The 23,945-nt window shown below is 41.9% G+C and carries 19 protein-coding genes; 6 read left to right on the top strand and 13 right to left on the bottom strand.

The genetic code is table 11. The features are described from left to right. Window positions 1–7 precede the first annotated feature (7 nt). The gene (locus QL229_RS01320; protein WP_135926111.1) at window positions 8–2,512 is read left to right on the top strand and encodes an EAL domain-containing protein; all 2,505 of its coding nucleotides are present in this window, start codon (window positions 8–10) and stop codon (window positions 2,510–2,512) included. Here QL229_RS01320 and QL229_RS01315 read toward each other — a convergent pair. The 13 genes from QL229_RS01315 to rsmD form a co-directional block, all read right to left on the bottom strand. Then, window positions 2,509–3,318 (bottom strand): DUF2797 domain-containing protein, encoded by an 810-nt coding sequence (locus QL229_RS01315; protein ID WP_135926110.1) that lies wholly within the window; start codon window positions 3,316–3,318, stop codon window positions 2,509–2,511. The two genes, QL229_RS01320 and QL229_RS01315, sit on opposite strands and share 4 nt — an antisense overlap. A 47-nt stretch (window positions 3,319–3,365) precedes the next feature. Further along, entirely contained in the window at window positions 3,366–5,867 is a 2,502-nt protein-coding gene (locus QL229_RS01310) for an EAL domain-containing protein (protein ID WP_281546424.1), read from the bottom strand. Between the two features lie 94 nt (window positions 5,868–5,961). Then, complete coding sequence (gene purD, locus QL229_RS01305; protein WP_235383332.1) at window positions 5,962–7,248, bottom strand: phosphoribosylamine--glycine ligase; 1,287 nt, start codon at window positions 7,246–7,248, stop codon at window positions 5,962–5,964. Window positions 7,249–7,263: 15 nt separating this feature from the next. After that, window positions 7,264–8,085 (bottom strand): class I SAM-dependent methyltransferase, encoded by an 822-nt coding sequence (locus QL229_RS01300; RefSeq protein ID WP_135926107.1) that lies wholly within the window; start codon window positions 8,083–8,085, stop codon window positions 7,264–7,266. Window positions 8,086–8,187: 102 nt separating this feature from the next. Next, window positions 8,188–9,774 carry a bifunctional phosphoribosylaminoimidazolecarboxamide formyltransferase/IMP cyclohydrolase gene (gene purH, locus QL229_RS01295; protein WP_135926106.1) on the bottom strand — a complete coding sequence of 529 codons (1,587 nt, stop codon included), beginning with the start codon at window positions 9,772–9,774 and terminating at the stop codon, window positions 8,188–8,190. A 234-nt stretch (window positions 9,775–10,008) separates the two neighbouring features. Then, entirely contained in the window at window positions 10,009–10,299 is a 291-nt protein-coding gene (fis, locus tag QL229_RS01290; protein ID WP_002957804.1) for a DNA-binding transcriptional regulator Fis, read from the bottom strand. Between the two features lie 21 nt (window positions 10,300–10,320). Next, entirely contained in the window at window positions 10,321–11,292 is a 972-nt protein-coding gene (dusB, locus tag QL229_RS01285) for a tRNA dihydrouridine synthase DusB (RefSeq protein WP_171040393.1), read from the bottom strand. 269 nt (window positions 11,293–11,561) lie between these two features. Further along, entirely contained in the window at window positions 11,562–12,443 is an 882-nt protein-coding gene (gene prmA / locus QL229_RS01280; protein ID WP_135926104.1) for a 50S ribosomal protein L11 methyltransferase, read from the bottom strand. A 64-nt stretch (window positions 12,444–12,507) separates the two neighbouring features. Further along, window positions 12,508–14,364 (bottom strand): RNA polymerase sigma factor RpoD, encoded by a 1,857-nt coding sequence (gene rpoD, locus QL229_RS01275; RefSeq protein WP_135926103.1) that lies wholly within the window; start codon window positions 14,362–14,364, stop codon window positions 12,508–12,510. A 123-nt stretch (window positions 14,365–14,487) separates the two neighbouring features. Next, window positions 14,488–16,239: a DNA primase gene (dnaG, locus tag QL229_RS01270; RefSeq protein ID WP_135926102.1), complete on the bottom strand. Its 1,752-nt coding sequence runs from the start codon at window positions 16,237–16,239 to the stop codon at window positions 14,488–14,490. Between the two features lie 136 nt (window positions 16,240–16,375). Continuing rightward, window positions 16,376–16,822, bottom strand: coding sequence for a GatB/YqeY domain-containing protein (locus QL229_RS01265; protein ID WP_062568695.1), 447 nt, complete (start codon window positions 16,820–16,822; stop codon window positions 16,376–16,378). Window positions 16,823–16,843: 21 nt separating this feature from the next. Next, on the bottom strand, window positions 16,844–17,059 hold the full coding sequence (rpsU, locus tag QL229_RS01260) for a 30S ribosomal protein S21 (RefSeq protein WP_002957797.1): 216 nt from the start codon (window positions 17,057–17,059) through the stop codon (window positions 16,844–16,846). Between the two features lie 145 nt (window positions 17,060–17,204). Then, complete coding sequence (gene rsmD, locus QL229_RS01255) at window positions 17,205–17,822, bottom strand: 16S rRNA (guanine(966)-N(2))-methyltransferase RsmD (RefSeq protein ID WP_253038255.1); 618 nt, start codon at window positions 17,820–17,822, stop codon at window positions 17,205–17,207. 210 nt (window positions 17,823–18,032) lie between these two features. On the opposite strand from rsmD, the gene ftsY reads away from it, so the two are divergent. From ftsY to glsB, 5 genes are all read left to right on the top strand, one after another. After that, complete coding sequence (gene ftsY, locus QL229_RS01250) at window positions 18,033–20,084, top strand: signal recognition particle-docking protein FtsY (RefSeq protein WP_281546423.1); 2,052 nt, start codon at window positions 18,033–18,035, stop codon at window positions 20,082–20,084. 54 nt (window positions 20,085–20,138) lie between these two features. Then, window positions 20,139–20,816, top strand: a complete 678-nt coding sequence (gene ftsE / locus QL229_RS01245) for a cell division ATP-binding protein FtsE (RefSeq protein WP_135926099.1) — start codon at window positions 20,139–20,141, stop codon at window positions 20,814–20,816. Next, window positions 20,813–21,799 carry a permease-like cell division protein FtsX gene (gene ftsX / locus QL229_RS01240; protein WP_135926098.1) on the top strand — a complete coding sequence of 329 codons (987 nt, stop codon included), beginning with the start codon at window positions 20,813–20,815 and terminating at the stop codon, window positions 21,797–21,799. Before ftsE ends, ftsX begins: the two co-directional genes overlap by 4 nt. Window positions 21,800–22,078: 279 nt before the next feature. After that, entirely contained in the window at window positions 22,079–22,942 is an 864-nt protein-coding gene (gene rpoH / locus QL229_RS01235; RefSeq protein WP_054551048.1) for an RNA polymerase sigma factor RpoH, read from the top strand. A 79-nt stretch (window positions 22,943–23,021) separates the two neighbouring features. After that, complete coding sequence (gene glsB / locus QL229_RS01230; RefSeq protein WP_138557227.1) at window positions 23,022–23,942, top strand: glutaminase B; 921 nt, start codon at window positions 23,022–23,024, stop codon at window positions 23,940–23,942. Window positions 23,943–23,945 lie beyond the last annotated feature (3 nt).

Raw genomic sequence — 23,945 nt, 5'->3', positions numbered from 1 at the left:
TTTACCTATGAATCAACCAAGACGACATCAAAAGGTGTGCGATGTATTTTCGCAAAAGCTCGTTTCATGTCCTGCGCATACGCCTTTGGTTGATGCCGTAAGGTTGATGCATGTGCATGGTGTAACCGCCATTTTTATTAAACATGAAAAGTCGATTGTTGGTATCTGGACTGAAGCTGATTGCTTAAAGGTAGATATAACTAATCCCACTTACAAGAATCTTGCAATTCACGAAGTGATGTCGGCACCGGTTATCTCAGTGCCAAGTCAGTATCCAGTAAGTGATGCAACATTACGTTTTCAACAACACGGTATTCGTCATTTATTGGTAATTGATGATAATAGCCAGCCTTTAGGGATGTTGAACCTTTCTGATATCGTTCACAACCAAGGTTTAGACCACTATTTGCAGTTTAGGCCCATTCATGAGCAGTATTGTACAGAATTAGAAGTGGTTGATGCCGATACGCCTATTGAGAAAGTGGTTGAACTGATGCGCATGAAACACCTTGAAAGTGTATTGGTTTATAATCAATCACTTGAAATTTATGGCATCATTACCCAGCGTGACATCGTTGAGTTGATTTTACAAACAGAGTGGTTAAACCCGTGCTGGGAATACGCGAGTTATCCACTTATTGAAATTGATAATAAAAGTAGTCTTTTTGATGCTTATCGAGTCATGACAGAACGCAATGTGCGTCATTTGGTGGTCAGAGACACCGCTATTTGTGGAGTGATTTCATTTGCTGATTTAATAACAGAGATTGAGTCGGCTTATTGCTGCGAGCTTGAGCGAGCGATTGAACAGCGTGACATTGCTTTGCAAAAATCACAGCGAAACCTTTTTCTTGCAAATAAAATTATTGATGCCTCACTCGATGGCATTATGTTAACCCGTAAAGACGGCACTATTATTCAAGTTAACCCTGCTTTTACTAAACTGACTGGCTTTGCTGAGCATGAAGTTATTGGCAAGCGGCCCAACATTTTAAGTTCAGCAAAACATAGCCGTTCCTTTTATCAAAAAATGTGGCATGCCATTGAATACGAAGGGGTTTGGCAAGGAGAGATCTGTAATCGTAGAAAAGATGGCGAAGAGTATGTTGAGTGGCTAACGATCATTCAGATCAAAGATCCCAATTTTGACGAAGTGCTCTATGCCGCTATTTTTAGTGATATTACAGAGCGCAAACGTGCCGAAGAAAAGATTGCCCAACTTGCCTATTACGATGAGCTGACTGGTCTGCCTAATCGGCGTTTGTTTCATGATAGGTTATCAATTGCATTGAGTGCTGCAAAACGAAATCATGACCTACTGGCGGTGATGTTTATTGACTTAGATCGCTTTAAAGAAGTGAATGATAGTTTAGGGCACGATGCTGGTGATAACTTGCTTGAGCAAGTTGCTGAGCGAATTTTATCGATCCTTCCGGATGGAGATACCTTGGCGCGGTTAGGTGGTGATGAGTTTGTTTTACTATGTGAAGTAAATCGTATTGAAGACTTGCTAAACTTTGCTGAGCAAGTACTTCAACAAGTTAGTATGCCTTTGGCTATTAACGAGCATGTTGTGGCCATTACGGCATCGATTGGCGCAGCGGTTTACCCTGATGATGGTGTGGATAGTGCTACCTTGCTGAAGCACGCCGATATTGCGATGTACCGTGCTAAAGAAGTTGGTCGTAATTCATTTCAATTATTCAAACCTGCGATGAATGCGCGCTCTTTAGAGAGACTTGCAATGATGAGCCGGTTACAAAATGCAATTGAGAGTGATGAGTTTGAGCTGTATTTCCAACCTAAGCAGCAGTTAACTTCAGGCAAAATTTTAGGGGTAGAAGCACTCCTACGTTGGCACGAACCAAGTTTAGGGGTGATTTCTCCAGCAAAGTTTATTCCTTTGGCTGAAGAGTTAGGTCTTATTGTAAAGCTAGACTTGTGGGTGATAGAAGAGGCTTGCAAAGAGTTAGTTAATTGGCAGCAACAAGGCATTGAAGCAGGGCGCTTAGCCATTAATATTTCGGCGAATCATTTACGTCAGGGGCAACTTGCGTCGAATGTAGAGCGGTTACTTGAGCACTATGAGGTTAACCCCTATCAGTTAGAGATAGAGCTCACAGAAAGCTGTTTTATTAGTCACTTTAGTGAAGCGAAACAAGAACTCATGGCACTGAAAAAACTCGGTGTGCATATAACTCTTGATGACTTTGGTACGGGTTACTCTGCGCTTAGCTATTTGACTAAATTGCCAATCGACACACTAAAAATTGATGCCAGTTTTATCGCTAAAGTGCCTGATGAATACGGCAATAGTGAAATTGTAACGGCAATCGTCACATTAGCTAAAAGCCTTAATATGCATGTGGTTGCAGAAGGGGTTGAGAAAATAGAGCAGTTAAATTACTTACGTTCACTTAACTGCGATACCATTCAAGGTTATTACTATTGCCGCCCAATTACGAAGCAGCAATGGTATGCCTTTTACCTCAATACCGAAAAAAGTGCCTAAGCTAGGCTAATTTCGTAAGAAGTAAACTTACGAATATTAATGACGCCAGTATCAAAAATTAAGTACTGGCCTTTAATACCTTTTAAAATGCCCGATACTTCTGGCGCTTTATCAAAATTGAAAGAGCTGATTTTGCTAGGGTATTCACTCACTGGATACTCTAGCTCAACAACATCTTCATCTAGTTTTTCAATGGCTGTGGCCCCAAATAGCTCAGCGAGTTCACTGAGTTTTTCATCAATTTGTGGGATAAGCTCTTTGGCAGCGGCTTTCAAATCAATTGCTTCTGATGGGCCTTTTAGCATGTTTCGCCAATTCGTTTTATCAGCAATAAACTTGGCTAGTGCAACTTCAACTAATCCTGATTGCAAGCGAGTTTGTACTTTAAAAATAGGCAGTGCTTGTGTTGCACCTTGGTCAATCCAACGCGTTGGAATTTGTGTATGGCGAGTAATCCCTACCTTTAACCCTGATGTATTCGCTAAGTATACATAGTGTGGGATCATACAGTTTTCTTCGCCCCATTGTGGCTCGCGGCAGGTACCTTTATCGAAGTGGCAGGTTTCAGGCTTCATAATACACATATCACAGCTAGCTAATTTGCGCATACATACAAAGCAGTGTCCTTGTGAGTAACTCTTTTTGGTTTTTTTCCCACAGTTACAACAAAAAATATTGCCCGTAAACGTAAGTGTTAGTGGCTTACCAATATAGTCATTTAATGAAACTAGCTCATCACCAATAGGTAATTGATATTCGACTGGAGAGGTGAGGGTCGACTTTAATTTTCTGAGCGTACCTTGCATCTTCACTTGGCCCCTAAAGATGTTAAAAGAGGCAAGTGTAACATGGTCTATTTAAATTGTGTGGCAATAAACGTTAGATACTCACTTAATGGTATCGCTTTGCTGTAATAATAGCCTTGGCCTTGATCTGCGCCCATTTTTATAAGCATCTGTTCTGTTTCTTGATCTTCTATGCCTTCAATGGTGATATTCATATCGAGGTTATGGGCCATATCAATGGCTGTTTTCACGATAACTTGGTTGTTGTCGTTAGTTGTTAAATCAAGGGTAAATGATTTATCTACCTTGATAGTGCTAAATGAATAATTAACCAGATAATTGAGCGATGAGTAACCTGTACCAAAGTCATCTAAAACCACTTGGCTACCTAGTTTATTGAGCTCATTGATGAAAGATACCATTTCATTATGGTTTTTAATTAGCGCGAACTCGGTAAGCTCAAACTTTAATTGGCTGGCCATAATGCCATGCTTCATGATGGTATTTTCAACTTTTTCAATAAGCTTTGGAATGGTGAGATTTTTGGCACTTAAATTAACACTGATTGTATGGTCACGATAACCATGCTGATTAAGGCTTGCAACACTTTGACAGGCTTGATCAATTACCCATAAGGTAAGCTCGTTTATTAGCCCTGTGCGCTCAGCTAATAGGATCAGCTGCTCAATATGGATCTCTTTATCGGCGCAAGGCCAGCGTAATAAAGCTTCTGCACCTGCCACTTTGCCTGCATTTAAGTTGATAATTGGTTGCAGGTAGATAGCTAAACTATTGTTTCGAATAGCGTGTTGCAGTGCAGCAGCTAAACTTAGATTCATATCTACATGAGGTTTTGCATGTTCAATATTATATTGAGGTCGTTGAGACAAGCTTAAGTAACCACGCTGTAACCAGGCATCAAATCCGTCGTCAGCAATCGGTTCTGCGACACTGCAGCGATAGTTAAGTTGTAGGTCAAGACCCAAAATGCTGTATTGTTTTGGCAACTGTTTCGATAAGTCGTTAAGCTCTGCATAGAGCTCCTCTGGTGGCTGAATCTTTGTAGAGATAAATGCCAGTATTCCGTTACCTAAGTCTGCTATTTTAGGGCTGTTATCGAGGGCTGATTCAAGGTTAATAAATTGCCTATGTTTACTTACTTGACGTTCTAGTGAATCAGCAACTGTGATGATGATATGACTGCTTTGTGTTGAATTTAGAATATTCATCAGTGCAGTGAATTGCTCTATCTTTATAAGGCACAGGTTAGCTGATCTTTGTTGCTTTCTCAGAACCATATAAGCTTGTTTGAGCATGGCCTGATTTAGAAGTTGTGTTTGTTGAGTATGAGTTGCATGATAGAGAGCTTTCTCTCTTTGATAGCGTACTCTATCTGCTAGAGCCATAGCCATTAATACAATCTCGCATAAAATAGCGACTAAAAATATATGCCTAACGGTAAAGCTATAAGGGATAAAGCCGGTAAGTTCTAACGGTTGAATTGCTGCGCCAACAATCAGAGGGACCCATGACATCACATAAAATTTTGCCCACCGAAAGCCACTCACTAATTTTTTATAAATCATGCAAATACATAAAGTGTACAGCGGTACCATAATGGCAAAGAAAATTTTTGATGAGTGGTATTCGAGCATAAAAAAGCTAATTAAGCTTAAGCTGAACAGTAGGGCTAAAAAGCTGAGACTAAGTTTATATAAGCGGCAATTGTCTTTGTGGTAGCGTAAAAACATGGTGCAAAAAGCAACGGTAAAAAAGGCAATAGCGTAGTTACTAAATACCACCTGTTTATTTAAAAATAACTGCCACGATAATGGCCAGAGATAAAAGCCAAAGCCGAGCACTGAGCCCATCAATAACAGCGCCGAAATAATATAGCCAATGTAAATTAGGTATACACGATCTCGTATGCCAAAAAATAACACTAGGTTATAGAGCGCAGCCATGATCAGCACACCAATAAAAATTCCCCATACACCCACTTGTGCGCGAACTAAGTCTTGAAATTCATTTTTACCATAGATGTTAATAGGCGTTTTACTGATCCCCACGGTATCAACTTTAATAATGATGGATGTTTGCTCATTACTATTAAGAGTGAAAGACGTATGTGGGGTACTGTATTTAAATAGGCTTAGATCAGGTACTTTATCGCCTAACACTGTTTTTTTTATAAGCTGTTGTTGTGTGTTTACACGGTAAACAGTGAGGTAATCAACCATAGGGTTATCAAAGTGAATAATGAGATCAATCGGCTTCGTTTGACGGTTTTCTAAGTCGAGTTTTAACCAGTAATCTTGAGCGCCTAAATGCCACTCAATTTGCGAGAATGGCTTTTTTATAAGTTGTTCTGGCTCTGCAAGAAATTGGTTAAGGGTGAGAGATTTGCTTTGGTCAATACGATAAGCCATTTGAGAATACACTGGCGCTGTCTTATCAATTGTATAGCGAGTTGGACTGGCCAGATGCGCGCACAAATTGGCGATGATAAAAAACAAAGTAGCAAGAATAAAAAAAGAAACAAAATTATATTTCAATGCTTTATTATTCAAAACGCGTTCTTTATCTAGTTAATTATTCTTAATAGTGTAGCATTAAAAAAGCGCAGATAAACTGCGCTTTTAAGAGAAATAAGTTTTAACTTACTTACTTTTGTTCGCGAGCAATAGCGCGGTAAGCGATATCAGTACGATATTCCATGCCTTCCCAGCTGATTTGATCAACGAGTTTATAGGCACGTTGTTGCGCTTCAGTTACTGTGTTACCAAGTGCCGTTGCACAAAGAACACGACCGCCAGCCGTTACTACGTTATCGCCGTCTTGCTTAGTACCTGCGTGGAATACTTTCTCACCTTCAGGGTAAGTAACTTGCAAGCCGTTGATAGTGTCACCTTTCGGGTAGCTATCAGGGTAGCCTTTAGCTGCTAATACAACACCTACTGCTGCGCGCGGGTCGAACTCGATATCTGTTTTATCTAGCTCTTCACGGTTAGCCGCTTCGATTAGCTCAACAAGGTCAGACTTAAGACGAAGCATCATAGGCTGTGTTTCTGGGTCACCAAAACGACAGTTGTATTCAATCACTTTTGGCGTGCCATCAGCGGTGATCATTAAACCTGCATATAAGAAACCAGTGTATGGGTGGCCTTCTTTCGCCATACCTTCAACCGTTGGGTTGATCACTTCGTTCATAATGCGATGGTGAATTTCATCCGTCACCACAGGGGCTGGTGAGTATGCGCCCATGCCGCCAGTATTCGGACCTTGGTCACCATTGTAAGCGCGTTTGTGGTCTTGGCTGGTTGCAAATGGTAGTACGTTTTTGCCATCAACCATGACGATGAAAGAGGCTTCTTCACCTTCTAAGAACTCTTCGATAACTACACGGCTACCCGCTTCACCGAAGCTGTTGCCTGCTAGCATATCGCGAATAGCTTCTTCAGCTTCAAGCTCAGTCATCGCAACGATAACGCCTTTACCTGCTGCTAAGCCGTCAGCTTTAACAACAATTGGCGCACCTTTTTCTTTCAGGTAAGCAAGCGCAGGTTCGATTTGTTCAAACGTTTGGTAATCAGCTGTTGGAATATCGTGGCGTGCTAAGAAGTCTTTGGTGAACGACTTAGAGCCTTCTAACTGTGCTGCACCAGCCGTTGGGCCGAAGATAGCCAGACCGTTTTCACGGAATGTATCAACGACACCTAAAACCAGCGGTACTTCAGGGCCAACAATGGTTAATTCAACGTTGTTTTCTTTTGCAAAAGTAACTAAACCAGCTAGGTCTTCAACATTGATAGCTACGTTTTCAAGTTTTGGCTCAAGTGCAGTACCAGCATTACCTGGAGCGACGAAAACGGTGTTTACTTTACTATTTTGTGCAGCCTTAAACGCAAGAGCGTGTTCGCGGCCGCCACTGCCGATGACAAGTACATTCATGGCGTATAATCCTATTTAAAGCGGTTTTTTAAACTTCAGCGTCATACGATCACTTTCACCAATCGCTTTATACTTCGCGGCATCTTGCTCGCCTAAACGAAGGCTTGGTGGTAGTGTCCACACCCCTTTAGGGTGATCTGCTGTATCAAGAGGGTTTGCATTAATGTCACTGCTTGCCACTAGTTCAAAGCCAGCTTGTTTTGCAATATCAATTACATAGCTTTGCTTCATATAACCTGATGATTTCTGATCTTCATCGCTGCGCGACTCAGGAAGGCGGTGTTCAACTACGCCTAATGTGCCGCCCGGCTTAAGTGCTTTGTAAAATGCTTTAAATGCACTCAACGCGCCTTCTTTATCTTTACCCATGTACCAGTTATGAACATTTCTAAAGGTTAAAACAAGATCTGCGCTACCCGCTGGTGCAATATCTAGATGTGTTACTGGCGCAAATTCAGTCAGTTTAACTTCACTGAAGCGCGCGTCTTCGCTCATCTTTTTCTTAAAGCCAGCTAATGAACGTTGGTAATAACCTACTTCAGAATCTGCTGGGAAATGTGCCGCGTAGTAAACACCATGGCCTTTTACAGCTGGCGCAAGGATTTCGCTGTACCAACCACCGCCTGGTGCAATTTCAACGACTGTCATATTTGGCTTAAAGCCAAAGAAATCAAGTGTTTCAACTGGGTGGCGGTATTGATCGCGAGCGCTATTTTTAGCATCACGTTCGCTTGATTGTACAGCACTTGTAAGCGCTGATTCATGGCTGTGGCTTAAAGCCTGTGCTGATGTTAGTGCAAGGCCTGCAACTAGCAGTGTTTTTACGGCAAATTTCATCATCTATTCCTTCATTATATGGGTCATTATTATTAGTAATCAGAATACGTGAATTTGTGGCAAACAAAAAGGGCTAAACTTTTCGCTTAACCCTTTGTGTTATTAGTGACGGAAATGGCGCATACCTGTAAATACCATTGCCATACCAGCTTCATCAGCTGCAGCGATAACTTCCTCATCGCGCATTGAACCACCTGGTTGAATAACTGCTGTGATGCCAGCCTCTGCTGCTGCATCAATGCCGTCACGGAATGGGAAGAATGCATCAGATGCCATAACAGAACCTTTCACTTCAAGGTTTTCGTCAGCGGCTTTGATACCTGCAATTTTCGCCGAGTAAACACGGCTCATTTGGCCTGCACCAACACCGATAGTCATACCGTCACGTGCATACACAATCGCGTTAGACTTAACGAATTTAGCGACTTTCCAGCAGAATAATAAATCTTTTAATTCTTGCTCAGTTGGTTGACGCTTAGATACAACTTTAAGATCGCTCTGCGTTACCATACCTAAGTCGCGGTCTTGAACCAAGATACCGCCATTAACACGCTTGATGTCGTGACCTGTTGCATTACCAGACCATTCACCACATTCTAATAAACGTACGTTTTGTTTTGCAGAAACGATCTGTGCAGCGGCTTCAGAAACTTTAGGTGCAATGATAACTTCAACGAATTGACGAGAAACAATTGCTTCAGCTGTGTCTGCATCAAGTTCTTTGTTGAATGCGATGATGCCACCAAATGCTGATGTAGGGTCAGTTTTGAATGCACGGTCATACGCTTCAAGAATGTTGTCACCAATTGACACACCACAAGGGTTTGCATGTTTTACGATAACACACGCTGGTACATCGAATTCTTTTACACATTCTAATGCTGCGTCAGTGTCAGCAATGTTGTTGTAAGAAAGTGCTTTACCTTGCAGTTGAACCGCAGTTGCAACAGATGCTTCTGTTAGGTCGTTTTCAACATAAAAAGCGGCGTCTTGGTGTGAGTTTTCACCGTAGCGCATATCTTGCTTTTTAGTAAACTGCATGTTGATAGTGCGTGGGAACTTAGTCTCTTCAGCAGCTTCTTCTGTGTAATCAGGAACCATTTTGCCGAAGTAGTTTGCAATCATGCCATCGTACTGAGCAGTGTGCTCGTAAGCTGCAATTGCAAGGTCAAAACGTGTTTTATACGTTGTTGAACCGTTGTTGTTTTGCATTTCGCTGATTACACGGTCGTAATCTTTTGCATTTACTACGATAGTTACATCTTTATGGTTTTTCGCCGCAGCGCGAACCATAGTAGGACCACCAATATCAATGTTTTCAATCGCATCTTCTAGGCTGCAGTCTTCTTTCGCAACAGTGTTTGCGAAGGGGTATAAGTTAACTACAACGATATCGATAGCAGAGATGTTGTGATCCTCCATTACGTCTTCATCTTGACCGCGACGCGCTAGGATGCCGCCGTGAATTTTTGGATGAAGTGTTTTTACGCGACCATCCATGATCTCAGGGTGACCAGTATGGTCAGATACTTCAGTGACTTTAATGCCGTTATCAGCAAGTAATTTGCAAGTACCGCCAGTTGATAAAATATCTACGCCTTGAGCTTCAAGAGCGCGAGCAAATTCAACGATACCGGTTTTATCTGACACACTTAATAGTGCGCGACGAATTGGACGATGTGTATCCATTGTAGTTTTGATTACCTCAATGTTTGAGCTAGCTTAGAAAGGCGGTATTTTAACTGAATATTGCTGAGAAAACGATGTTTAAAGCGTGAGGATTTTGCATAGTTTTTAACAGCAATAAAAAAAGCACCCTAAGGTGCTTTTTATTCAAAACTTTTATACCAGTTGTAATGGGGGAGTAAGCGTTTATTAGCACAATGAATATGCAGGCTTACTATCAGTCCATTAAGACGGGTATCAGTTCATGCCGTATTTTTTAAGCTTCTTACGTAAAGTACCACGGTTGATACCTAGTAAGATTGCTGCACGAGTTTGGTTACCACGCGTGTACGTCATTACTTCTTCAAGTAATGGTGCTTCTAGCTCAGAAAGAACAAGGTCGTACACGTCTTGAACGTCTTGACCATTAAGTTGCTTTAAGTAGTGATGAACAGCTTTTTTCACTGCATCACGCAACGGCTGTGGTTTCTCGTGTGACTGTACATGAGGGTTTGTGATAAATGGAGAAGTCACGTTTTGTTCGAACATCGTTATATGTCTCTTTCTTTCTTAGTTAGCTGCTAGTGTTTTAAAGTATTCTTCTAATGCGTCGACTTGTGCCTGTGGGTTATCTAACGCATTAAATACTCGCCTAAACTGACCGTCACTGTCATGGGTTTGCAAATACCAAGATACATGCTTTCGAGCGATACGCGCTCCCATTGGCTCCCCGTAAAACTGATGAAGATTGTCTAAATGCTCCATCAAAATGCTACGCACCTCTGCAATTTCAGGTGCTGGCAAATGTTCTCCAGTTCGCAAATAGTGGTCTATCTCCCTGAATATCCAAGGGCGACCTTGGGCGGCTCGACCAATCATAATGGCATCTGCACCCGTATAATCCAAAACCTGCTTTGCTTTTTCTGGTGAAGTAATATCACCATTGGCAACCACAGGGATAGACACTGAACGTTTAATATCCTTAATTGTGGCGTACTCAGCTTCACCTTTATACATACATGCGCGTGTACGCCCATGTACGGCCAATGATGCTATGCCATAACGTTCAGCGATTCTCGCAATCTCGACACCATTACGGTTTTCCTGATCCCATCCGGTACGGATTTTTAATGTGACAGGAACATCTACGGCATTGACTACCGCATCAAGTATCTCTTCCACTAATTCAGGAAACTGTAATAAGGCAGAGCCTGCAAGTTTCTTATTCACTTTTTTAGCTGGGCACCCCATATTGATATCTATGATCTGTGCGCCATTGCTGACATTGAATTGTGCTGCCTGCGCCATAAGCTCAGGATCGGCTCCGGCGATTTGCACCGAGCGAATTCCCGACTCACCGCTGTGATCCATACGGTTCATCGATTTTTCGGTTTTCCATACTTTCGGGTTTGACGAGAGCATTTCAGAAACAGCAAGGCCAGCACCTAAGCGACGGCAAAGTTGTCTAAATGGTCTGTCTGTAATGCCTGCCATTGGCGCGACAATTACGTTGTTCTCAAGTTGGTATGAACCGATACGCACGTTATTCAATTGGCCTCTTTTCAAGGGGCGCTAAGTTTACGGTTTTTTTTGCAAAAATCAAAGGCTATAAATTGAACAAAAGTGACTTTTTTTTGCCCTTTTCGTATTGACTTTTGATAACAGTTTGACGAGTAGGTTGATTTGTTTGTTATTTGAACAAAAATAATTTTGCTTGTACAAAGGCGAGAAACTGCTGACTGTAAAAATAAGGTAAAGCCTGTTAAATACTGGCTTTACCTATTAGCTTAGAGTTAATGCTCTAGAGAGGGTTAAGCCTTCTTCGTGCCACTAACTCGGGTCCATTCACCTTCAATAGCAATCTCATCAAGTGCTAAAAACGGGGCATAAACGTCCGCTACAGACTGAGCTTGCTCTTCTAAAATACCTGACATAGCAATTTTACCATTCGGTTTTAAAAGGCCTAAGATCACTTCATGTAGTTCGCGAAGAGGCTGAGCTAAAATATTTGCAACGACTATATCGGCAGTAAACTCTGGTTGATCCTCTGGTAAATAGACTTCAAGTTTATCTGCGACACCGTTACGCTGCGCATTATCACGGCTTGCTTCAAGTGCTTGAGGATCAATATCGATGCCGATCATACGCTCAGCGCCAAGTTTGATCGCGGCTATTCCTAAAATACCCGATCCACAACCAAAATCGACTACGGTTTTACCTGTTAAATCTTGGCTTTCAAGCCATTTTAGGCAAAGAGCCGTGGTTGCGTGCGTCCCTGTACCAAAGGCAAGGCCTGGGTCGAGTAATACATTAACAGCATTAGGATCGGGAATATCACGCCAGCTTGGACAGATCCATAAGCGCTCACCAAATTGGATAGGGTGGAAGTTATCCATCCATTCACGTTCCCAATCTTTATCTTCAAGCTGTTCTATTTTATAAACGAGCTTATCGGCAAGGGTTGCTTCAGCTTTTAGAGTTTCTACCACGCTGTCCATGTCATGGTTAGCGTCATAAAGACCAATTACAGTCGTATCGGCCCATAGTTGAACAGTGCCAAGCTTAGGTTCATAAATAGGGGTATCTTTGGCGTCAACATAAGTTACTGACGCGCTGCCAGTGTCCATTAATAAGTCGCTGATTAATTCTGCGTTGTCAGCATTTGCGTTGATGCGAATTTGGATCCAAGCCATGAATATCTCTCGAATAGAAAAAAGGCCGCAACAGCGGCCTTTTAGTTAATAATGCGATACTAAGTTACTTAGCATCTAAGAAGCTTTTCAGTAAGTCTGAGCGAGAAGGGTGACGTAATTTACGTAACGCTTTCGCTTCGATTTGACGAATACGCTCACGTGTTACGTCAAACTGTTTACCTACTTCTTCTAATGTATGGTCAGTGTTCATATCGATACCAAAACGCATACGTAGTACTTTAGCTTCACGTGCTGTTAAGCCCGCTAGTACATCGTTTGTTGCGCCACGTAATGATTCCATTGTTGCAGAATCAATAGGCGAATCGATTGTGGTATCTTCAATGAAGTCACCTAAGTGCGAATCTTCATCATCACCGATTGGTGTTTCCATCGAAATTGGCTCTTTCGCGATTTTAAGTACCTTACGGATCTTATCTTCAGGCATTAACATACGCTCAGCTAATTCTTCTGGGCTCGGCTCACGACCCATCTCTTGTAGCATTTGACGAGAGATACGATTTAGTTTGTTGATCGTCTCAATCATGTGCACAGGGATACGGATGGTACGTGCTTGGTCAGCAATCGAACGTGTAATTGCTTGACGGATCCACCATGTTGCATAAGTTGAGAACTTATAACCACGGCGGTATTCGAACTTATCAACCGCTTTCATTAGACCAATGTTACCCTCTTGGATAAGGTCTAAGAATTGTAAACCACGGTTGGTGTATTTTTTCGCAATCGAGATTACAAGACGTAAGTTCGCTTCAACCATTTCTTTTTTCGCACGGCGAGCTTTCGCTTCACCAATACTCATACGACGGTTGATGTCTTTAATTCGCTCAATACTTAAACCCGTGCTTTCTTCAATTGCGCGTAACTTGCTAATGCAACGGATGATTTCTGGTTTAACTTCTTCAAGTGCAACCGAGTATTTCTCGTTTGCAGCAATTTCAAGGTCAATCCAGCTAGTATCTGTTTCGTTGTTAGCAAAATGCTTAATGAAGTTCTTTTTCGGTAACTTCGCAATTTGTACAGCTTGTTTCATGATGATACGTTCTTGTACGCGAACGCGGTCCATCATTTCACGCATGTTGTTTACCATGCGGTCAAACTGTTTAGGAACTAACTTAAAGGTTTTAAATAGTTCGCCAATTTCTGCAATAGCTGCTTGTGAATCTGGGTGAGCACGGCCTTTTGCTTCAAACGTATCACGTGCTTTGTTGTAAAGCTCACGTAAGTTTTCGAAGTGAATACGTGCTTCTTCAGGATCTGGACCCGTATCACCATCGCTATCATCATCGCTATCGTCATCGTCGTCTTCATCGTCAGCTTCGTCGTCTTCGTCGTCAAGCTGCTCTTCGTTTAGCTCTGAACCGATGTGTGTAGCAGAAATTTGTGATTCGTCTTCATTATTAGGATCAAAGAAACCAGAGATAATGTCGCTTAAACGCATTTCTTCGGCTTCAAACTTATCCCATTGCTCTAGTAGATAAGTAATTGCTTCTGGGTATTCAGCAACAGAAATCTGAACTTGGTTGATACCTTCTTCAATACGCTTAGCGATAACAATTTCGCCTTCACGTGTAAGGAGTTCAACAGTACCCATTTCACGCATATACATGCGCACAGGGTCGGTTGTTCGACCGATCTCTTTTTCTACAGTCGCAAGTGCAGCGGCCGCGGCTTCTGCTGCGTCTTCGTCTGTCGTTGTTTCTTGCATCATTAATTCATCAGCATCAGGCGCATTTTCGCTAACCTTGATACCCATGTCATTAATCATGCTAATGATATCTTCTACCTGATCTGAGTCGATAATGTCTTGTGGAAGGTGATCATTAACTTCTGCAAAAGTTAAATAACCTTGCTCTTTACCTTTTTGAATCAGAAGCTTTAATTGTGACTGAGGAGTTGGATCCATAGAGATTTATTCTTCCACTCTGAAAGTTGATACAACAGGCGCCAGCTCGCTTACTAAATAAGCGACACGAAAACTAACTAGACGCAGTGAATAGCACAGTATAACAGAATTATTCAGTTCTGACTAGCTGTTGCTACCTTTTAACGCTTGTGTTAGTAACAGACATTCTAGCCTTTCTTCGCTGCTTAAGCCTTGGGTCTTGTCTTTTATTAATAGGGTCTCTAGTCGATAATTTAAACACTGGTCTTCAATAAATTTAAAAGTATTTTTAAAAACTGTCTCTAAACGATCGTCATTTATTTGGTGCTGCCAAGTCGCTAATTTAATCAACGCATCGTACTCTTGGCTTCCTCGGAACGATTCTAAAATTTGTGCCGTGGTGATACCTTGTCGCTCAAGCGCTAAGTGCTGAATGCGTAAAAATAACTCAATACCGGCAATTTTCATTTCAGCAAGTTCTGGCATATAAGCAATGCTTGTCGCGAGATTTGGATGCTGCAATAAAATTCCGATAGCTTGGCGCATTGGCGTTATTTTAAATTTACGCTCAATAGCATGCTGTTGCTTTGGAGTCTTAACACGGTTGTTTAATTGTTCTCTTGTTCGACCAATTAAACGGCCTAAATGTTCCAAAATATTTTCTTGATAAAAATCACTTGGGATTTTTTCAATTAATGGTAAGGCATCACTGAGTAGCTTTGCTTTACCTGCATCTTGAGTTAGGTCCACTTCTTGGCTGAGCTTATTAAATAATACTTTACTAAAGTCGTCGGCATCGCTCAATCTTGCTTCAAAGGCATCTTTACCTTCTTTTTGTACTAGTGAATCTGGGTCTTCACCGTCAGGTAAAAATACAAATTTTAATGATTTGCCATCGCCAAGATAAGGTAGTGCATTCTCAAGTGCACGCCATGCTGCATCACGACCAGCACGGTCACCATCGTAACAACAAATCACTTTATCTGTGGTTCTAAATAAAGTGTGCATATGTTCTGCGGTTGTTGCTGTACCAAGTGCTGCAACGGCATATTCGATACCTTGCTCAGCCAAAGCAACCACATCCATATAACCTTCAACAATCAAAATATGGTCAAGTTTTTTATGTGCTTGTTTTGCTTCGTATAAACCATAAAGTTCAAAGCCTTTATGGAAGATACGTGTTTCTGGTGAGTTGAGGTATTTAGGCCCTTGATCGGCTTGCATGACTCGGCCACCAAAGGCGATAACCCGACCGCGTTTATCGCGAATAGGAAACATGAGTCGATCACGGAAAAAGTCAAATTGGCGACCAGGCGACTTTTCAGAAGCAAGCTTCAGCTCTACTAACTGCTCTTTTTGTTCTTTGTTACGGCCTAGTTGCTGGCATAACGCCTCCCATTCACTAGGCGCATAACCAATCATGAATTTTTTCGCTGTTTCACCGCTTAAACCACGCCCTTTGATATAGTCGATGACCATTTTAGAATTAGCATGATGCTTTAATTGATGTTGATAAAAGCGAGCAGCGTGTAACATTAAATCGTAATCAGAGCGCTTTTGTTCTGCAGTGCGTTGAGGACCTGAGCTGCCACCTTGTTCACGAGGCACGTCTAAGTTGAGCATACTCGCTAGCTCTTCAATGGCATCAACAAATTCTAGTTTGTCGTATTCCATAACAAACGAAATAGCATTACCATTAGCGCCACAACCAAAGCAGTGATAAAACTGTTTATCCTGGGAGACAGTAAAAGAAGGGGTCTTCTCGTTATGAAAAGGACAACATGCTTGGTAGTCTTTTCCCGCTTTTTTTAAGCCAACTTTTGAATCAATTAGCTCCACAATATCTGTACGAGCGAGTAAATCATCAATAAATTGTCTAGGGATTTTTCCGGCCATAGCTGTTGTTTTTTCCTGCGCTATCTATGCGTTTTAAAATAAGATTTGAACACAAATACGGTGTTTATGAAAGACTAAAAGCAAGAAACCGAGCACTAGGCTCGGTTTGCTTGAATCATACATCTGTATGTGGGGGTTAGGCAGTTAATCGTTGCTTGATTAAGCCAGAAATCTTACCTAAATCGGCACGACCTTCAGCTTTGCTTTTGATAACTCCCATTACCTTACCCATGTCTTGCATACCCGCTGCATTTGTATCAGCAATAGCCGAGTCAATAAGAGCAATGATTTCTTCTTCACTCAATTGTTGAGGCAAGAATTCTTCAAGTGCTTTAATCTCATTGGCTTCAATTTCAGCTAAATCTTCACGACCCGCATCAATGTACTGGGTGTAAGAATCGCGACGTTGTTTTACAAGCTTTACTAAGACAGCGGTGATACCGTCGTCATCAAGTGTAATTTGCTCGTCAATTTCACGTTGCTTGATTGCTGCAAGTACCATGCGGATTGGCTTAAGACGTTCTTTGTCTTTTGCCTTCATCGCATCTTTTTGCGCATCTTTTAGCGTTAATAAAAGGCTCATTTATACAAGACCAAATACTGATTAGTATAATTTAACGCGACGTGCGTTATCGCGAGAAAGCTTCTTCATGTGACGCTTTACTGCAGCAGCTTTTTTACGCTTACGCTCAGCTGTTGGTTTTTCATAGTGCTCGCGACGACGAACTTCTGAAAGGATACCTGCTTTTTCACATGAACGCTTGAAGCGACGAAGTGCTACGTCAAACGGTTCGTTCTCTCTTACTTTAATTACTGGCATTAAAAATTCACCTACCTAAATAATGAGCGTTGCTCAAGTTGATCGAATAACGATCAAGTGGTTCAAAAATGGTGCGGTATTGTAATCCGAAGCAACACCACATGTAAAGGATAATATTAACAGAATCTGAGTCGGCAAAACAGTGCTAATTTGTTTCGCGTTGATACAATCTACAAATGACTTGGCCTGCAGTTTTTTCTTTTAAAAGCAGCCAGTTATCAGGAGTGTCTAAATTACTAAGCTCACTTTCAACCTCTACATAGATAAGAGCTTGCTCAGTTAACCAGTGATTTGATTCGAGCAAAAAACAACTTTTTTCGGCTAAATTCTGACGGAATGGTGGGTCAACAAAAACCAAATCAAATTTATCGTTCTCAGCATTATTATTTAAGAGTGTTAGGCTGTCCCCATGCTTTACTGTGGCATTTTTAAGTTGCAAAGTAGCGATATTGCTATTCAACTGCGCCGTTGCGCTTTTGTCGAGTTCGAAAAATACCGCGCTGGCTGCAAAACGAGAAAGAGCCTCAAAACCAAGCCCTCCAGAGCCGGCAAAGCAATCGAGTACGGCTGCGTCACGTGTATCTTGCATTAGCCAGTTAAATACAGTCTCTTTAATACGATCTGTGGTCGGACGTAAGCCCTGCACATCTTTTACGGGCAGTTTTCTGCCACGGAATTGACCACTTATGATACGAATAAAGCCATTGGCTGCTTTATTGTTAGCGGCTTTAACTGGGCGTTTAGCTGTTGATTTTTTTCTCATTTAACTCACTAATCATTGGTAACTGACCACTTGCTCAGATAATATTGTAAGCAATGGCTAGCGTGTCATTTTTCTAAAGCGCTAAAAGTGTTAGTATTGCGACCCTAGCGATAGATGGTATCCGTTTTAGTTTGGCTAAATTAGCTGGACTACCACCAAACTATTATTCATGTAAGTTTATCAGATTTTTATAAGTGGTTATTAGCAAGTATGGCAAAAAAAAGTAAATTCTTGTCTTGGTTTGGTTTTGGCAAATCAGAAAAACAAAAAGCAGAGCAAACAGCGACTGAGGCTGATAACCAGAAGCAATTAGAAGAGCAACAGCGCATCGCTGCTGAAAAAGCAGAAGCTGAACGTTTAGAACAAGAACGTATTGCTGCAGAAAGACGTGATGCTGAACGTTTAGAGCAAGAGCGCATCGCTGCTGAAAAGGCTGAGGCTGAACGTTTAGAGCAAGAGCGTATTGCTGCCGAAAAGGCTGAGGCTGAACGTTTAGAGCAAGAGCGTATTGCTGCCGAAAAGGCCGAGGCGGAACGCTTAGAACAAGAGCGCATCGCTGCTGAAAAAGCAGAGGCTGAACGTTTAGAGCAAGAGCGCATCGCTGCTGAAAAAGCAGAGGCGGAACGTTTAGCTCAAGAGCAGCAAGCGGCAGAACAACAACGCCAAGAACAACAAGCTCGTCTTGCTGAGCAAGAAGCAGCTATGAAATTAGAGCAAGAACGTGCTGCAGCAGAACAGGCGCAGCGTGAAGCTGAGCAACTCGCAGCAGAAAAACGCGATGCTGAACGTTTAGAGCAAGAGCGCATCGCTGCTGAAAAGGCAGAGGCGGAGCGCCTAGAACAAGAACGTATCGCTGCCGAAAAAGCACAAGCAGAGCGTTTAGAGCAAGAACGTATCGCGGCAGAAAAGGCAGAAGCTGAGCGCTTAGAACAAGAGCGTATCGCTGCAGAAAAGGCGGAAGCTGAGCGCTTAGAACAAGAGCGTATCGCTGCAGAAAAGGCGGAAGCTGAGCGCTTAGAACAAGAGCGTATCGCTGCAGAAAAAGCAGAGGCTGAACGTTTAGAGCAAGAACGTATCGCTGCAGAAAAGGCAGAAGCGGAACGTTTAGAACAAGAGCGTGTTGCTGCCGAAAAGGCAGAGGCGGAACGTTTAGAACAACAGCGCATCGCTGCCGAAAAGGCAGAGGCGGAACGTTTAGAACAAGAACGCATTGCTGCAGAACAAGCAGAGGCGGAACGTTTAGAACAACAACGAATCGCTGAAGAACAAGCAGAGGCGGAACGTTTAGAGCAAGAAAAAGCTGCTCAAGCTGCGGCTGAAAAACCAAAGAAAGAAGGTTTCTTCGCACGCCTTAAAAAAGGCCTATTAAAAACTCGCGTTAATATAGGTTCAGGCTTTGCGTCTATTTTTAGTGGTAAGAAAATAGATGATGAGTTATTTGAAGAACTAGAAACACAATTACTGACTGCTGATTTAGGTGTTGATACAACAATGAAGTTGATTGATAACCTAACTGATGCAGCAGACCGTAAGCAATTAAAAGACGGTGATGCGCTTTACGAGCTGATGAAGCAAGAAATGGCAAGCATGCTCAAAACGGCTGAGCAGCCGCTGGTTATTCCTAGTGACAAAAAACCATTTGTTATCTTAATGGTAGGTGTAAATGGTGTTGGTAAAACCACCACTATTGGTAAATTAGCGAAGCAGTTCCAAAACGAAGGTAAGTCAGTGATGCTTGCAGCTGGTGATACTTTCCGAGCTGCAGCGGTTGAGCAGCTACAAGTGTGGGGCGAGCGTAATAGCATTCCGGTTATTGCCCAGCACACAGGTGCAGACAGTGCGTCAGTGGTATTTGATGCATTTCAAGCTGCAAAAGCACGTAACATTGATGTGTTAATCGCCGATACAGCAGGGCGCTTGCAAAATAAAGACAACTTAATGCAAGAGCTTGAAAAAATTGCTCGTGTAATGAAAAAAATCGACCCAGATGCGCCACATGAAGTCATGTTAACTATTGATGCTGGCACAGGGCAAAATGCAATTAGCCAAGTTAAACTATTTAATGAATGTGTTGGTTTAACTGGGATCACCTTATCTAAGCTTGATGGTACAGCTAAAGGTGGTGTGATCTTCGCTGTTGCAGATAAATTTAATATTCCAATTCGTTACATTGGTGTTGGTGAGAGTATTGATGATTTACGTACATTTAATAGTAATGACTTCATTGATGCACTATTCAGCCAAGATGAGGACGATGCATAATTAATTAAAAGGGAGCGTGCTCCCTTTTTCGCTGCAAGATGATTGATAATTAAAATGATAAATTTTCAGCAAGTCAGTAAAACATACCCAGGTGGCCACCGTGCCCTTGAGAAAGTTAGTTTTCATATAAAGCCTGGCGAGTTAGCCTTTTTAACGGGTCACAGTGGCGCAGGTAAAAGTACCTTGCTAAAGCTCATAAGTTTGATGGAGCGACCATCGGCAGGGCAGGTACTTATTAATGGTGTAGACTTAAACGCTGTTAAATCGCGGCAAATACCTTATGTGCGCCGCGATATAGGGATCATCTTTCAGAATCACCGCTTATTAGAACGTTACTCTGTGTTTGATAATGTTGCTTTGCCTTTAATAATCGAAGGGACGCATCATAAACAAATTGCAAAACGAGTAAATGGTGCGCTTGATAAAGTGGGCTTACTTGATAAAGCCAAATGTAATCCTGCGACACTATCGGGTGGTGAGCAACAACGTGTTGGTATAGCCAGAGCAATCGTCAACTCCCCCCCGATTCTACTTGCCGATGAGCCAACGGGTAACTTAGATCCTGAGCTTTCTATGGACATTCTGCGTTTGTTTGAAGATTTTAATAACCACGGTACTACAGTGCTTATTGCGACTCACGATATAGGTCTTATTGCACGCATGCGCTATCGCAGTTTAACGCTCAAAGATGGTCGTATGATCGAAGACCCGTTAGCTGAGGGGGCACTATGAGTTTATTATTTAAAAGCCGGCCTAGCCAAAATGAGCGCCAAAAAAAATCACTTTTAGCAGCGCCGTACTTCTTTATTCTTAACCTTATTCGTCAAGGTATTCACAGTTTGGGTGAAATGTGGCGAACGCCTCTTGCCTCGTTAATGACCATTGCGGTATTGGGGTTAAGTTTAACGCTCCCTGCGACACTTTATTTAGTAGTCAAAAATGTCTCACAAGTAAGCAGTGGCTTTGAAGATGCAGCAGAGATCTCATTGTTTGTTAAAGAAACTATGACAGAGCAACAAACGCAAACTTTAGTTAAGCGTTTAGCACTCTACCCAGAAGTTGATAAAGTGGAGTTCATCTCAAAAGGTGATGCCCTCACTGAATTCAAACAAGTATCAGGATTTGGTCAAGCACTTGAGTATTTAGACGCTAATCCGTTGCCAGATGTTGTGATTGTTACGCCTACAGCACGATACCGTCAGCCGAATACAGCCAAGCAATTACTGCAAAAGCTGGAAGCCGAAAGAGAAGTTGATTTTGGTAAGCTCGATATTGCTTGGCTTGAACGCTTAAATGCACTATTAAGTTTATTAAAAGAAAGCGTTATTACCATTGCTCTACTATTATTAACTTCCGTCACTTTGATCATCGGTAACACTATCCGTTTATCAATTATGGATAAGAAAGATGAAATTCAAGTGATGAAATTAGTTGGCGCAACGAACACCTTTATTCATGCGCCATTTTTATGGACAGGGATTTGGTACGGCATTATTGGTGGTTTGTTCTCTTTTATTTGTGTTGCTTTAATGATGTGGTGGCTAGGAGCTGCGGTGAGTGAAGTGGCTGGCGTATATGAAACAAGCTTTGATTTAATCGGATTAACTTTGGCTGAGTTTGCTATTTTAGTTGCTCTTGCAACTGGATTAGGATTTGTTGGTTCTTACTTATCTGTAAACCGTTATATAAAAGAAATAGAACCTGATAAAGTTTAGCTAGTCGTATTGAGCGCTATAATTTTAGCGCTTTTTACTGTCGTTAATTTGTCATATTTAGCCGTTATGCTGTTTATTTAGGTTTTGAAGGGATACTCTATTTACCTTTCAAAACGCCTAAAAAGCTAGAATTCATCGCTTATTCAGCGCCTTAAAGTAAAATAAAATTATCTTAAAAAAACCACTTGATTTGAACTTTAAAAAAGTTTTTAATTCAAGTTAGCACTCTCGCTTAAAGAGTGCTAAGATGGTTTCAAATGTTTATCACTGAGGTGAAAAATGAGTAAAGATTTATACGCAATGGCACTTACTGCAGGTCAACAGAGCGCAAGTATGGACGGCTACCTTCAAGCGGTTAGCACTATTCCTATGCTTGATGCAGAGAAAGAAAAGCAGTTGGCGACACGTCTTCAGGAAGAAGGTGATCTTGAAGCTGCGAAGCAACTCATTATGTCGCATCTACGCTTTGTTGCTCATATTGCGAAAAGCTATTCAGGTTATGGCTTACCGCAAGCTGATTTAATTCAGGAAGGTAACATCGGTCTGATGAAAGCGGTAAAACGTTTCGACCCAAGTGTAGGTGTTCGCTTAGTCTCATTCGCAGTACATTGGATTAAAGCTGAAATTCATGAGTACGTACTGAAAAACTGGCGTATCGTGAAAGTTGCAACAACAAAAGCGCAACGTAAATTATTCTTCAACCTACGCAAAAACAAAAAGCGTCTAGGTTGGTTTAACCAAGCTGAGGTTAGCACTGTTGCTAATGAGCTAGGTGTAAGCGAAAAAGAAGTACGTGAGATGGAATCACGTATGAGTGGCCAAGATATGGGCTTTGACTTAACGGGCGACGACAATGACGATGCACCGACAAGCACATACTCGCCAGTACAATATTTAACAGATGGCAGTGCTGACCTTGCTGACGATATCGAAGAGCAGCAATGGCAAGAGCAATCTCATGCTCGTTTATTCAGTGCGTTAAAAACCCTTGATGAACGTTCACAAGACATTGTAAGTGCACGTTGGTTAGCTGATGACAAAGCAACACTGCAAGAACTTGCTGAGAAATATAACGTTTCAGCAGAGCGTGTTCGGCAGCTAGAAAAAACAGCGATGAAAAAACTGCAATCAGCAATGAGCTAATAGCAATCGCTATAGCAAACCATCTTTAGTAGACTACAAAGCCTCGCAAATGCGGGGCTTTTTGTTTTAAGGACGCGGTATGTCACAGATTGATTATCAACATGTATTAGATGAAATCACAAAAGAAGTTCAGCCATTACTGAGTCAAGGTAAGGTTGCTGATTATATCCCTGCACTTGCAGAGGTTGAGCCCAACCAGTTCGCTATTGCGATTCATACCGTGGATGGGAAAACCTACTGTGCGGGTGATTGTGGTGCACGTTTTACTATTCAATCTGTTTCTAAAGTAATGACCTTAACCTTAGCACTTCAGCGTTATGGTGATGAGCTGTGGCAACGAGTCGGAAAAGAGCCTTCAGGTACAGCCTTTAACTCACTAACACAGCTTGAATTTGAACAGGGTATACCACGCAACCCATTTATTAACGCCGGTGCTATTGTCACCTGTGATGCTTTATATAGTCGTTTATCAGCACCGATGCATTCAATGCTTGAGTCATTTCGTCAGTTATCAGGGAATCCTCAGGTTGTTATAGATAAGAAAGTCGCAAATTCTGAATATGAATTTCGTCACCGTAATGCCGCCATGGCGCATTTAATGAAATCATTTGGCAACTTTAATAATGAGGTTGATGATGTGTTATGGGCCTACTTTAACTTCTGTGCCATTGAACTTAACTGCATAGAATTAGCAAAAGCTTACAATTACTTAGCGAATCAAGGTAAAGATGCCAGCGGCAATAAAGTGCTCAGCGCCAGACAAAATAAGCAGTTAAACTCGTTACTGTTTACCAGTGGTTTGTACGATGCTGCGGGAGATTTTGGCTACCGTGTTGGTATGCCGGGTAAATCAGGGGTATCGGGTACCATATTAGCTGTGTTACCGAATCAATTTACTGTGGCTGTTTGGGCGCCAAGGCTTAATTCGTATGGTAACTCAGTAGCTGGGATAGCCGCTCTTGAGCGTTTATCCCAGAAACTGGATATTTCGATTTTCTAAAAG

This window comes from Pseudoalteromonas sp. PAR1 (genome assembly GCF_947311895.1).
GTDB lineage: Bacteria > Pseudomonadota > Gammaproteobacteria > Enterobacterales > Alteromonadaceae > Pseudoalteromonas > Pseudoalteromonas lipolytica_C.
Note: the sequence above shows the minus strand (reverse complement) of the source record. Positions and strands in the feature narration are given on the sequence as shown.

What these genes read in the sequence shown, in the direction of transcription:
- QL229_RS01320 (WP_135926111.1), top strand. Translation starts at nt 8, where the DNA reads ATGAATCAACCAAGACGACATCAAAAGGTGTGCGATGTATTTTCGCAA.
- QL229_RS01315 (WP_135926110.1), bottom strand. Translation starts at nt 3,318, where the DNA reads ATGCAAGGTACGCTCAGAAAATTAAAGTCGACCCTCACCTCTCCAGTC.
- purD (WP_235383332.1), bottom strand. Translation starts at nt 7,248, where the DNA reads ATGAATGTACTTGTCATCGGCAGTGGCGGCCGCGAACACGCTCTTGCG.
- QL229_RS01300 (WP_135926107.1), bottom strand. Translation starts at nt 8,085, where the DNA reads ATGAAATTTGCCGTAAAAACACTGCTAGTTGCAGGCCTTGCACTAACA.
- purH (WP_135926106.1), bottom strand. Translation starts at nt 9,774, where the DNA reads ATGGATACACATCGTCCAATTCGTCGCGCACTATTAAGTGTGTCAGAT.
- fis (WP_002957804.1), bottom strand. Translation starts at nt 10,299, where the DNA reads ATGTTCGAACAAAACGTGACTTCTCCATTTATCACAAACCCTCATGTA.
- prmA (WP_135926104.1), bottom strand. Translation starts at nt 12,443, where the DNA reads ATGGCTTGGATCCAAATTCGCATCAACGCAAATGCTGACAACGCAGAA.
- rpoD (WP_135926103.1), bottom strand. Translation starts at nt 14,364, where the DNA reads ATGGATCCAACTCCTCAGTCACAATTAAAGCTTCTGATTCAAAAAGGT.
- dnaG (WP_135926102.1), bottom strand. Translation starts at nt 16,239, where the DNA reads ATGGCCGGAAAAATCCCTAGACAATTTATTGATGATTTACTCGCTCGT.
- QL229_RS01265 (WP_062568695.1), bottom strand. Translation starts at nt 16,822, where the DNA reads ATGAGCCTTTTATTAACGCTAAAAGATGCGCAAAAAGATGCGATGAAG.
- rpsU (WP_002957797.1), bottom strand. Translation starts at nt 17,059, where the DNA reads ATGCCAGTAATTAAAGTAAGAGAGAACGAACCGTTTGACGTAGCACTT.
- rsmD (WP_253038255.1), bottom strand. Translation starts at nt 17,822, where the DNA reads ATGAGAAAAAAATCAACAGCTAAACGCCCAGTTAAAGCCGCTAACAAT.
- ftsY (WP_281546423.1), top strand. Translation starts at nt 18,033, where the DNA reads ATGGCAAAAAAAAGTAAATTCTTGTCTTGGTTTGGTTTTGGCAAATCA.
- ftsE (WP_135926099.1), top strand. Translation starts at nt 20,139, where the DNA reads ATGATAAATTTTCAGCAAGTCAGTAAAACATACCCAGGTGGCCACCGT.
- ftsX (WP_135926098.1), top strand. Translation starts at nt 20,813, where the DNA reads ATGAGTTTATTATTTAAAAGCCGGCCTAGCCAAAATGAGCGCCAAAAA.
- rpoH (WP_054551048.1), top strand. Translation starts at nt 22,079, where the DNA reads ATGAGTAAAGATTTATACGCAATGGCACTTACTGCAGGTCAACAGAGC.
- glsB (WP_138557227.1), top strand. Translation starts at nt 23,022, where the DNA reads ATGTCACAGATTGATTATCAACATGTATTAGATGAAATCACAAAAGAA.